The 11380-nt window shown below is 32.3% G+C and carries 17 protein-coding genes; 14 read left to right on the top strand and 3 right to left on the bottom strand.

The features are described from left to right. The first annotated feature begins 126 nt into the window (after positions 1 to 126). The 5 genes from QZZ48_RS15835 to QZZ48_RS11270 are packed head-to-tail and all read left to right on the top strand — an operon-like array spanning position 127 to position 1096. The gene (locus tag QZZ48_RS15835) at positions 127 to 288 is read left to right on the top strand and encodes a helix-turn-helix domain-containing protein (RefSeq protein ID WP_366755931.1); all 162 of its coding nucleotides are present in this window, start codon (positions 127 to 129) and stop codon (positions 286 to 288) included. A gap of 16 nt (positions 289 to 304) precedes the next feature. After that, positions 305 to 487 carry a hypothetical protein gene (locus QZZ48_RS11285; RefSeq protein WP_294965784.1) on the top strand — a complete coding sequence of 61 codons (183 nt, stop codon included), beginning with the start codon at positions 305 to 307 and terminating at the stop codon, positions 485 to 487. Positions 488 to 544: 57 nt separating this feature from the next. Continuing rightward, complete coding sequence (locus QZZ48_RS11280) at positions 545 to 793, top strand: hypothetical protein (protein ID WP_366755932.1); 249 nt, start codon at positions 545 to 547, stop codon at positions 791 to 793. Then, positions 753 to 878: a hypothetical protein gene (locus QZZ48_RS11275; RefSeq protein ID WP_294965781.1), complete on the top strand. Its 126-nt coding sequence runs from the start codon at positions 753 to 755 to the stop codon at positions 876 to 878. Before QZZ48_RS11280 ends, QZZ48_RS11275 begins: the two co-directional genes overlap by 41 nt. Positions 879 to 886: 8 nt before the next feature. Continuing rightward, a complete protein-coding gene (locus QZZ48_RS11270; protein ID WP_294965778.1) occupies positions 887 to 1096 on the top strand; it encodes a hypothetical protein in 210 nt (69 codons plus the stop codon). A gap of 61 nt (positions 1097 to 1157) precedes the next feature. Here the strand turns inward: QZZ48_RS11270 and QZZ48_RS11265 are convergent, their stop codons facing one another. From QZZ48_RS11265 to QZZ48_RS11255, 3 genes are read right to left on the bottom strand one after another with little or no spacing between them, the layout of a single operon-like run. Next, entirely contained in the window at positions 1158 to 2474 is a 1317-nt protein-coding gene (locus QZZ48_RS11265) for an MATE family efflux transporter (RefSeq protein ID WP_294965786.1), read from the bottom strand. A 44-nt stretch (positions 2475 to 2518) separates the two neighbouring features. Then, positions 2519 to 2770 carry a hypothetical protein gene (locus QZZ48_RS11260; RefSeq protein WP_294965775.1) on the bottom strand — a complete coding sequence of 84 codons (252 nt, stop codon included), beginning with the start codon at positions 2768 to 2770 and terminating at the stop codon, positions 2519 to 2521. Next, positions 2770 to 3972, bottom strand: coding sequence for an MFS transporter (locus QZZ48_RS11255; RefSeq protein WP_294965772.1), 1203 nt, complete (start codon positions 3970 to 3972; stop codon positions 2770 to 2772). The genes QZZ48_RS11260 and QZZ48_RS11255 overlap by 1 nt, the downstream gene beginning before the upstream one ends. 112 nt (positions 3973 to 4084) lie before the next feature. Here QZZ48_RS11255 and QZZ48_RS11250 point away from each other — a divergent pair, with 112 nt between their 5' ends. The 9 genes from QZZ48_RS11250 to QZZ48_RS11210 all read left to right on the top strand — a co-directional run. Then, a complete protein-coding gene (locus QZZ48_RS11250) occupies positions 4085 to 4474 on the top strand; it encodes a flagellar protein FlaG (protein ID WP_294965769.1) in 390 nt (129 codons plus the stop codon). 139 nt (positions 4475 to 4613) lie between these two features. Continuing rightward, positions 4614 to 5852, top strand: coding sequence for an argininosuccinate synthase (locus QZZ48_RS11245; RefSeq protein ID WP_294965767.1), 1239 nt, complete (start codon positions 4614 to 4616; stop codon positions 5850 to 5852). A gap of 18 nt (positions 5853 to 5870) precedes the next feature. After that, positions 5871 to 6608, top strand: coding sequence for a ferredoxin-thioredoxin reductase catalytic domain-containing protein (locus tag QZZ48_RS11240; protein ID WP_294965764.1), 738 nt, complete (start codon positions 5871 to 5873; stop codon positions 6606 to 6608). Between the two features lie 16 nt (positions 6609 to 6624). Next, positions 6625 to 7071, top strand: coding sequence for a 50S ribosomal protein L9 (gene rplI / locus QZZ48_RS11235; protein WP_294965761.1), 447 nt, complete (start codon positions 6625 to 6627; stop codon positions 7069 to 7071). After that, a complete protein-coding gene (gene hslV / locus QZZ48_RS11230) occupies positions 7072 to 7614 on the top strand; it encodes an ATP-dependent protease subunit HslV (protein ID WP_294965758.1) in 543 nt (180 codons plus the stop codon). It abuts the gene before it with no gap. After that, a complete protein-coding gene (gene hslU, locus QZZ48_RS11225) occupies positions 7614 to 8942 on the top strand; it encodes an HslU--HslV peptidase ATPase subunit (protein ID WP_294965755.1) in 1329 nt (442 codons plus the stop codon). Before hslV ends, hslU begins: the two co-directional genes overlap by 1 nt. A gap of 11 nt (positions 8943 to 8953) precedes the next feature. Further along, positions 8954 to 9832, top strand: a complete 879-nt coding sequence (gene era / locus QZZ48_RS11220; protein ID WP_294965753.1) for a GTPase Era — start codon at positions 8954 to 8956, stop codon at positions 9830 to 9832. After that, on the top strand, positions 9829 to 10797 hold the full coding sequence (locus QZZ48_RS11215; RefSeq protein WP_294965750.1) for a L,D-transpeptidase family protein: 969 nt from the start codon (positions 9829 to 9831) through the stop codon (positions 10795 to 10797). The genes era and QZZ48_RS11215 overlap by 4 nt, the downstream gene beginning before the upstream one ends. A gap of 1 nt (position 10798) precedes the next feature. After that, positions 10799 to 11380, top strand: a 582-nt coding sequence (locus tag QZZ48_RS11210; protein WP_294965748.1) for a M99 family carboxypeptidase catalytic domain-containing protein, incomplete at its 3' end; no start/stop codon positions are given.

Here is an 11380-nt window from a genome sequence, read left to right as displayed (position 1 = left end):
ATTGTCGCAAGCTTGTCCTATTTTCAAAAATGTTGAGATTAAATAAAAATTTAAAGCATATTAATTTATTATACTTCGCCAATTCAAGTTTAAAGTGCAACACTTATAAAAATTAAGAGTAGTGGATTGAGAAGAGAGGGTTTGAGTCAAAGAGCCATAGCTTTAAATATTTGTGTACATTACTCAACAGTCTCAAGAGAGTTAAAAATCAGTATAAAACCAAAAACAGAAGACTTACAAAGAAGCATATGCCGTGAGCGAAGCGAGGAAATGCCATCGGGGTACTAGCTATATAAAAAAATCTATGAGAGAAGGTTGGTCTCCAGAGCAGATAAGCGGGAGAATGCCTCTTGAAAACTTAAGACCTGTAAGCCATGAAACTATATATAGATATATCTATCATAACAAACGAAGTGGTGGTAAATTGTACTTATGGCTCAGACACAAAAATACTAGGCCAACAGCCGTCAGACCAAGAGAAGCTTAAAAGCCGAATCGGTAGAAGTATACAAAAAGGTCAGCTTCATACCGTAGCCGTGGACAAATCAAGAACCGTATACCAATTGAATTTAGACCAGCTATCGTAGAAGATAAATCTAGAGTTGGTGACTGGGAAGCAGATACTATTATTGGTAAGAACCATCATCAGGCGATAGTTACTCTTGTAGATAGAAATTCAAAATTCACTCTGATGAAAAAAGTGGTAGCTAAACAAGCAAGCAAGAGTTGTAACAGATGCAATCATCCATTTATTGAAGCCTATTCAAGCTCATACACTTACGATTACAAGTGATAATGGTAAAGAATTCTCATATCATGAAGAAGTGGCTAACAAGCTTGATACAGAGTTTTACTTTGCTATTGGCAAAGAGGTTTAAATGAACATATGCCCGAACGAAGTGATAAATACCCTTGGGGTGCAAATGGATTAATCAGAGAGTATTTTCCTAAGAAGATGCCATTTATGGACATAACGGATGAGCAGATTGTAGAAGTTCAAAACCGTTTAAATGCTAGACCAAGGAAGATACTAAACTACAAAACACCTGCAGAAGTATTTTTCGATACAATTACGAAATCTTATGCAGCAGTTTAACTAGATGTTGCACTTACTATTTGAATTGGCGCTTAATGTTTTCTATACTTTGATTTTTAATTTAAACTTTTGTGTTTAACCATGCTCTTTTTCGGTATATGTACCAATATATAATGCCTTTTAGAAGTGTTTCTATATTCATTATAATAAAAATTGTAATTATTCCATAACCCATTTTATAAGCAATGTATGATGGTATTACTCTAAAAAACCATAAAGATAAAACATTTACTTTTAGTGTAGTTTTTGTTGCCCCGGCTCCTCTTAGTGCTCCAGAATATACGAACATAATAGCTAAAGGAATTTGAGCTAATCCAACTAAAATAAGATAAAAAGATGCTACTTGGATAGTCGCTGCATCTTGAGTAAAGAAAGAGACTAAGACTTCAGGAATTGTTATTAAAACGATTCCAACACTTCCCATAAATATATAAGCGATTCTTCCACTAATCACTCCCATATTATATGCTCTACCTTTATTTCCTGCTCCCAAGTTTTGACCAACCAATGCCATAGCAGCAATTGCAAAACCAAAACCTGGCATAAAGGCAATTCCTTCAATACGAAGACCAACTTGATAGCCTGCAAGCCCGTGCGTACCATAGGCAGTTATTATGGAAATAAACACTAAAAATGACATACTAGAGATTCCTCTATCTAAGGCTGCACTCCAACCAATATTCCAAACTCTTTTCATATCTTTCATTCGTATTATTGGGATAAGGTTTAACTTAGAATTTGGCTTTTTAAGAAGAATATAATAAGCGATAACATTAAATATATATGCCATTACTGTCGCATATGCTGCACCTTCTATCCCATATGCTTCAAAACCAAAATGACCAAATATAAGGGTATAGTTTAAAAAAGCATTTATAGCAGCAGAAAATAGTTTTATGTATAAAGAACTTTTTGTATCTCCTGCAGCTGAGAGAGCATTATAAAGTAGATTGTCTATAAATATTACAACAATTCCAAGAGAAAGTATTTTAAAATACATTGAACCTTGAGAAACAACATCCTCAGATGCCCCCATCAACTCATAAATATGTGAGCTTCCAAAATATCCACCTATGGTTACAAAAACAGATAGTATAATCGCAAAAACAGTTAATCCATAAAGAAGTGAAGATGCTCTTCTTTTTCGTCCTTGACCTATAAACCTAGAAATAAGAGCATTACCACCTACAACATAAAGTGTCATCAAAACATTTATAACCATCATAAACTGCATACTCATCCCAACTGCGGCAAGAGCAGACACACTAACCATACCAACCATAAGCATGTCAATAAGAATTTGTAAAATATCTACTAAGTGTTTTACTGCAGCAGGAAGTGCTAGTTTAAATACTCTCTTTGTATCATTTGATAATATTCTTGAATAAATTGTGTTACCTCTTTTATAGTTTATATATTGATTTATTTATCATTTATTTCATGATTTAGGTTTTTGTTCATTTTTCCACTCTTCATCTTTAAAAATGCTAATAATCCAAAAGTGACCCCAAGTAAAATAGACATCATCCCATAAAAGTCATCTCTCTCATATGCCATTATGACCCAACATACATCTGCAAAAAGATATACTAAAACTGCTTCGTAAACTTTTCCCTTAAACGTTAAAAAGGCTCCTACATTCAATAGAAGACCTCCTATAAGTGCATAACTCATTAAATATCCTTAATATTTTGTGTTTTTGTAACCCAAGAAAAATAAATTGCTCCAAGTATAAAACCTAGTCCAATAATAACTGTTATAAATTCTAGAGAGTAATCCTGTGTTGCTAAAAAACCTATCATAAGAGAGGTGAATGCTGCTGAACTTAAAAAAAGCATATCGTTATAGGCAACAATTCTTCCATAGTATTTTTCTTCTATATTTTTTTGAAGCAGTGTATAAGTATAAGACCAAAGAGTTGTAGTAAATAATCCAACGATAACACTTGCTAAGAGTGAAAGGTAAAAATCTTTCATCATAAAAGCCCAAAGCCAAACAGCTAAAGCCTGAGCAATAAATACATAAGTTATTTTTTTATTATTTACCCAGTTACTAATAAGCATAGGCCCTATAACTAAACCTATAGCACGAGATGCATGAAGAAGACCAAGAGCTAAAGAAGTAGCAATAACTGATGAATAGTACTTATCTACCATCAAAGCAACTAAGGCATCAAAGGCTGTTAATCCAACAAAGGCATGGATTAGCATTAGATGCAAGGCTTGTGGAGTTTTTTTTAGATATCTAAAAGTGTCTTTCATCATTTGAAGTAAATTTTCACCTGTTTTAATAATCTCTACTTTTATATCTAAATTATATAAAAGAAAAAATCCAAGAACAAACATTAGTGCATCTAGAATAAATGCGACTTTTATTCCAAACCAATAAACTACAAATCCACTAATTGCCATTCCAAGTGTATATGAAAACGACCATATTATTGAATGAAGTTCATTTGCCTTCTGAAGTTTGTCTCCGCGCAATATTTTAGGAAGAAGTGACATCTCAGTAGTGAAGTAAAAACTCGCTGCTGCCATTTTAATAAATATCAATATGTATAAAAGTAACAAATCAGATGTTGAATTTACAAAAATCAAGAAAAAAGTTGCAAATATTTCTGCACTGATCAAAATTAATAAAAGCTTTTTTGGTCGTACACTGTCAATTATTGAACCTGAAAAAGGTGCTTGAACTACACCAGCTAAAAAATGTAACATCGCTACAAATGCAACAACAGATGCAGACACATTTAGTTCAAGAAGAAGCGTGTATATAGCTACATTACTAAACCATGCACCGAAGTATGCGATAAGTTGGATGGTTGATAATCTTGCAAGAATTGGTTCTGATTTTAATAGTTTTATATACTGATTCATAACTGAAAGGGTAGCACAATCTTTAGACTCTAAAAAAGAAATTAAACAATTTGTATAATATAACTAAAGTTAATTTTAATTATGTCGATGTACTTTGGATAAGGAGTGGGTCATGGATGGCATAGCAAATGTTGCAAGACAACAACAATCACAAGTAGGTACGCAAGAAGCTCAAGGAAGAGTAGCTCAGCAGGTACAACAACAAGTTAAACAGCCAAAGCAAGCTGATTTAGTAAAAGAACTTCAAAAAGACATGTCGAATAAAGGTCTAAAAGTAACTTCGAAAGATCAAGTAAATCAGTTAGTTATAGAACTAAATGCAGCAATGGCTCCTATTAGTACTAACTTAAAATTTGGAGTTGATGGAGATGATATTTTTTATGTGTCAGTTATTGAATCAGAAACGAGTAAAATAATAAGAAGGTTTCCAGCTGAACAAGCAATGGATTTTCTTCCAAAAATGCAAGAAGTAACCGGTATACTATTTGATTCAAAAGGGTAATCAAAACTAACCCTTTTGACACAAATACTATTCCTTTAATTCTACTCATTTATTAATAATTAAATATCATACTAACCATTTTTTAATCTTTTTTATAGTAAAATCGCGTCAATTATTTTGCTATAAGGAACTCTATAATATGAAAAAAGAAGTTAAAAAAGTAGTTCTCGCCTATTCTGGTGGACTTGACACAAGTATCATTTTAAAATGGTTACAAGATGAGTATAACGCTGAAGTTATAACTTTCACAGCTGACTTAGGTCAAGGTGAGGAAGTAGAACCTGCACGTCAAAAAGCCCTTGATAATGGTATAAAACCTGAAAATATTTTTATACTTGACATCCAAGAAGAATTTGTAAAAGATTACGTTTTCCCTATGTTTAGAGCAAATGCTATTTATGAAGGTGAGTACTTACTTGGAACATCTATAGCTAGACCACTTATTGCTAAAAAACAAATTGAAATTGCAAACAAGATGGGTGCAGATGCAGTATCTCACGGAGCTACTGGAAAAGGAAATGACCAAGTAAGATTTGAACTTGGATACCTTGGCTTAAACCCTGACATTACAGTAATTGCTCCATGGAGAGAATGGGATTTAAATTCTCGTGAAAAGCTTTTAGCATATGCAAAAGAGCATGGTATTAATATTGACCAAAAGCACTTAGATGCAGATGGTAACCCAACAGTAAGTCCATATTCTATGGATGCTAATCTTCTTCATATTTCATACGAAGGTTTACATCTAGAAGACCCAATGAATGAACCAGAAGAAAGCATGTGGTTATGGTCAAACTCTCCTCAAGACGCTCCAGATGAAAAAGAATATATAACTATCGGTTACAAAAATGGTGACCCTATTTCTATAGATGGTAAAGAGTTAAGCCCTGCAACAATGTTAAGAACACTAAACGAATATGGTAATAAGCACGGTATCGGAAGAATAGATATTGTTGAGAACCGTTTTGTTGGTATGAAAGCTAGAGGTTGTTATGAAACTCCAGGTGGAACGATTATGCTAAAAGCTCACCGTGCTATCGAGTCTATATGTTTAGATAGAGAAGAAGCTCATATGAAAGATGGCATGATTGCAAAATATGCTGAACTTATTTATAATGGTTTTTGGTTCTCTCCTGAGAGAGAAATGCTTCAAGCTGCTATTGACACTACACAAAAATATGTACAAGGTACTGTTAAATTAAAACTTTACAAAGGAAATATTGAAGTAGTAGGACGTGAGTCAGATATGTCACTATATTCTGAAGAGCACTCAACATTTGAAGAAGATGAAGTATATAATCAAAAAGATGCAGAAGGTTTTATTAAACTAAATGCACTAAGAAGAATCATCGCTGGTAAAAAAAGAAGTATTAAGTAAATATAAAGGACCTAAAATATGAGCATTATTAAAATTGACATGAACTCACCTGAATTTCAAGCTGAAATGCAAAAGACAATAAAATTTACAGACAAAGTTGTTTCTCAATTTGGTTGGGAATACAATCCTCAAGATGAAGTAAATGAGGGTGTGCAAATGGGTCTTGCTAGATACAAGATGATGTATAAAAAAAGATTTTGCCCATGTTTTATGGTTGATGCTACTGGTGATAAGCCAAAAAGTGTTGATGATAGAACTTGCCCTTGTAAACCTGCCATAGAAAAAGAAATACCTGAAACTGGTACATGTCACTGTGGCATCTTTTGTACACCTGAATTTGCTGCTAATAAACGCATTGAGATGGGTATGGAAGAAGTTGTTCATACTCATTCTCGTGGTCTTACAAAAGAAGAGTGCGAGCTCTTAGTTAAGCAAGCTGAACTAGATGGTGATGAACTTATGTCCCTTCTTGAAGCAAGAGAAATCGATATGATAAACTTCAAACTAGTAGATGTTCGAGAACATATGGAATGGCAAATGGGTCATATAAAAGGTTCAGATGCCTTAGTTCCAACAAGTAGTTTCTTCCAAGTTCTCGATGATGCAAAATTGTCTAAAGATGAAAATATTATACTTTATTGTCACGTAGGTAGTCGTTCTGCTCACTGTGCAAGAATCTTAACTGATATGGGATATTCTAAGATAGGAAATCTAACTCATGGTATCGTATCTTTTAGCGGCGAAATAGAAAAATAAATTAAAGGAAAATATTATGAAAGTATTACTAATTAAAGATGTAAAAAGTTTAGGGAAAAAAGGCGAAGTTAAAGAAGTTAAAGATGGTTATGGGAAAAATTTTCTTGTTGGAAAAGGTTTCGCAAGACATGCAACTCCAGAGATTTTAGCTCAACATGCAAAAGATGAACTTATAGTGGCTGAGAGTCTTGAAAAAGAAGTAGATGCTCTTAAAAAAATAGCTTCACAACTTGATAAATGTGAAATCATCATTACTAAAAAACTTGGTCAAAATGGTCATCTTTTTGGTTCAGTAACTAAAGAAGAAGTTGCAGCAGCACTTAAAGAACAACATAATATTGAAATTGATAAAAAACATATCAATGAAAAAATAGCAATCAAAACTGTTGGTGAACATGATTTAGATTTTAAATTAGGTCACGGTCTTCACGCTACACTACATGTGGATGTTCAAGGCGAATAAATGTTTGATGCTACTACGATACTTGCTTACAAAGGCAAAAATAAAGCTGTAATTGGTGGAGATGGGCAGGTTACTTTTGGAGACTCAGTTCTCAAAGGTAATGCTACAAAAATCCGTACACTACATAAAGGCAAAATCCTAGCTGGTTTTGCTGGAAGCACAGCAGATGCTTTTAATCTTTTTGATATGTTTGAAGAGTTTTTAGAGGATAAAAAAGGTGATTTATTAAAATCAGTTGTTGAATTCTCAAAAGCTTGGCGTAAAGATAAGGTTCTAAGACGCCTTGAAGCGATGATGATTGTCCTAAATAACGAGCACATTTTCATACTTACAGGAAATGGTGATGTTGTTGAACCAGAGGATGGAGAGATAGCGTCTATCGGTAGTGGTGGAAACTATGCAATATCTGCAGCAAGAGCCCTTAAAAAACATGCCAAACTAGATGAAGAAAAACTAGTTCGTGAAAGCTTATCTATTGCAGCAGACCTTTGCATCTATACTAATCACAGTATAAAAACTCTTATATTAGAGGAAAATAAATAATGAATTTAACACCCAACGAGATAGTTGAATATCTAGATAAATATGTAATATCTCAGAAAGATGCTAAAAAAACTATTGCTCTTGCTCTAAGAACGAGATATAGAAGAATGCAACTCTCCCAAGAGTTACAAGATGAAATCATGCCAAAAAATATCTTGATGATAGGCTCAACTGGTGTTGGTAAAACAGAAATATCAAGACGACTTGCAAAGATGATGAAAGTTCCTTTTATCAAAGTAGAAGCAAGTAAATATACAGAGGTCGGCTTTGTTGGTCGTGATGTTGAGTCTATGATTCGTGATTTAGTTATTTCATCTATTGCTATAGTAAAACAGGAAAAAAAAGAACAAAACAAAGAAAAAATAGAAAATTATGTTTTAAACAAGATAGTAGAAAAACTTCTTCCAGCACTTCCTGATGCTGCAAGTGAAAGCAAAAAAGATGATTATCAAAGACTTCTTTCAGCTATGGAAGAAAAAGTTATAAGCGGTGAAATGGATGAGAGGATTATTGAACTTCAATTTGACAAAGTCAATCTAGAGTTTAATGATACTAATCTTCCACCCGAAATGGCAAAGGTTCAAGAATCTTTTTCTAAGATATTTGAAACTATGAACAAAGAAGATACTAAAAAAGAAGTCACAGTTAAAGATGCAAAGTCAATACTGAAGGTTGAGGCTAGTCATAAACTTCTTGATATGACAAATATCAACAATGAAGCATTAAAACGTGCTGAGGACGGTGGTATAATCTTTTTAGATGAAATAGATAAAATTGCTATTAGCGCAAAATCACAAGGGCGAAATGACCCAAGTAAAGAAGGTGTTCAAAGAGATTTACTTCCTATAGTTGAAGGAAGTAGTGTAACTACAAAATATGGTGTTATTAATACAGATCATATTTTATTTATTGCTGCTGGTGCATTTCATGTTACTAAACCAAGTGATCTTATCCCAGAACTTCAAGGTAGATTTCCACTAAGAGTTGAGTTAGAGTCACTAACAGAAGAGACACTGTATCAAATACTAACACAGACCCAGAGTTCTCTACTTAGACAATATGAAGCTCTTTTAGCTGTTGAAGATGTAAAATTAATATTTGAAGATGCAGCTATAAAAGCAATAGCAAAACTTTCTCATAGAGCAAACGAGACAACAGAAGATATCGGAGCAAGAAGACTCCATACAGTTCTTGAAAGAGTTTTAGAAGAGATTAGCTTTGAAGCAGATGCTTATAAAGAAAAAGAATTTATTGTAACAGATAAACTTGTACATGACAAACTTGATATAGTCGTTGAAGACGATGATTTATCAAGATATATATTATAAAAGGCAATAAAATGACAAAAGCTGGTTTCGTATCTTTAATTGGACGTCCAAATGCTGGAAAAAGCACACTAATGAACTCACTACTAGGTGAGAATATAGCAATGGTTAGCCAGAAGGCAAATGCAACTAGAAAACGTTCAAATGCTATCGTAATGCATGGTGATACACAAATTATCTTTGTTGATACTCCAGGACTACATGAGAGAGAAAAAGTTCTTAATCAGTTTATGCTAGATGAAGCTCTAAAAGCAATGGGTGATTGTGACTTAATAGTTTATCTTGCTCCAATTACTGACTCTGTTGAGCACTATGAAAAATTTTTAAAATTAAATAATAACAAAGTCAAGCACGTAATAATTTTAAGTAAAATTGATCAAGTAAAACAAGAAAAACTTTTTAAAAGAATCGCTTCTTATAATCAATTCTCCGATCAGTTTGAAGCACTTATCCCAGTTGCTGTTCCTAAGAAAATCGGTCATGAAGAATTATTAAAAGTCATATCAAGAAATTTACCAGATTCACCGTTTCTTTTTGATCCAGAAGATTTAACTAGTGAACTTGTTCGCGATATTTATGCTGGTTTTGTTAGAGAAGGAATTTTTGAAAATGTAAGTGATGAGATACCTTATGAGTCTGATGTTCTTATTGATTCTATTGAGGAAGAAGAAGGCATCGATAGAATCAATGCAACTATTATTATAGAAAAAGAGTCTCAAAAGGGAATTATAATTGGTAAAGGTGGCGAGTCAATTAAAAGAATCGGTAAATCTGCAAGAGAGAAAATTGAAAGACTAAGTTGTAAAAAAGCATATTTAAACCTACAAGTAAGCGTTAAAAAAGGCTGGTCTAAGGATAAAGCATACCTTGAAGAGATAGGATATAAATCGTGAAAATAGTTTTTTTATTATTAGTTACTTTATCTTTATATTCCAATGATGTATTAACAAACTATAGAATGAATGGTATAAATGCTATAGAAAAACAGATGGATTTTGATCTTACAAAAGCTCAATATTGGAGCGAACATATAAAAGATATAGATACTACTTTTGGATACCTAGAGTCAAATCCAAATATATTAACATGTAATAAAGAAAACTCCACACTAAACTTGTATGTAAAAGACACTAATAATAGTTATGGATTTCAAAATGAGTACAGCGCTTTCACAGGTAAAATCAAAGGTGATAAAGTTAAAGAAGGTGATTTGAAAACTCCAGTAGGAATTTATCAAATTACTAAAAAACTAACAAAAGAAAATAAACTTGACTCTTTTTATGGGCCTTTAGCCTTTGTTACATCTTATCCTAATACATACGATAAATATAGAGGGAAAAATGGGCATGGCATCTGGATACATGGCCTGCCAACAGAGCAGAAAAGAGATGAGTTTACAAAAGGCTGCATTGCTATCAATAACAGTAATATAGAGGGTTTAAATGAAATTATAGACATAGACAACACTCTTTTAATAATAAATACTGATGAAGTAAAAAAAGGTATTTCCAAAGAAACTTTAGCAACTCTGCTTTCTCAACTATATTCATGGAGATATAGCTGGCTTTTTGATGATATTAATGGATACTTAGCTTTTTATTCAAGTGATTTTGTTAGATCTGATGGTATGAAATTTGACAGATTTAAAAAGTATAAAACAAGAGTATTTAAAAAAATAGAAAAAAAGACAATAATATTTAATAGCATTAATGTTATTCCTTACCCTAACACAGATAATATATATCAAATAACTTTTAAAGAGTTATATAAATCAGATACTTTTAAATTTAGTGGAGATAAAACATTAGTTGTCAAACTAGATGAAACTAAGAGTATGAAAATTCTGACTGAAAAATAAAATGCCTACTATTAAATTTAGATTTTTAATTACTTTTTTTTTCTTTTTAAGTATTAATATATTTGCATCTTCTGATATACAACTTATAAAAAAAGAAAATAGTGATTCTAACACTACCCTTCTTGTTATTGGTGGAATACATGGAGATGAACCTGGTGGGTACTTTGCTGCTTCAATTCTAGCTACTCACTATAAAATTAAATCAAAAAACCTTTGGATCGTTCCTAATCTAAATAAAGACAGTATTCAAGCCAATAAACGAGGTTTAAATGGGGACATGAATAGAAAGTTCTCAGTTACAAGTAAAAATGATAAAGACAAAAAGATTGTTCAAGAAATTAAAAAAATTATACTTTCAAAAAAAGTATCTTTAGTTTTAAACCTACATGATGGAAATGGTTTTTACAGAAAAAAGAATCAAGGTAATATTTTTAACCCAAATTCTTGGGGACAGACATGTGTTATAGATCAGTATAAATTAAAACAAGATCAGCCATTTGGAAATCTAAATTCTATTGCTTCAATTGTTACACAAAATATAAATAAAAAACTTTTAAAACAGCACCATACCCTTGGTGTAAGA

Source organism: Sulfurimonas sp. (assembly GCF_016744025.1).
Lineage (GTDB): Bacteria > Campylobacterota > Campylobacteria > Campylobacterales > Sulfurimonadaceae > Sulfurimonas.
Note: the sequence above shows the minus strand (reverse complement) of the source record. Positions and strands in the feature narration are given on the sequence as shown.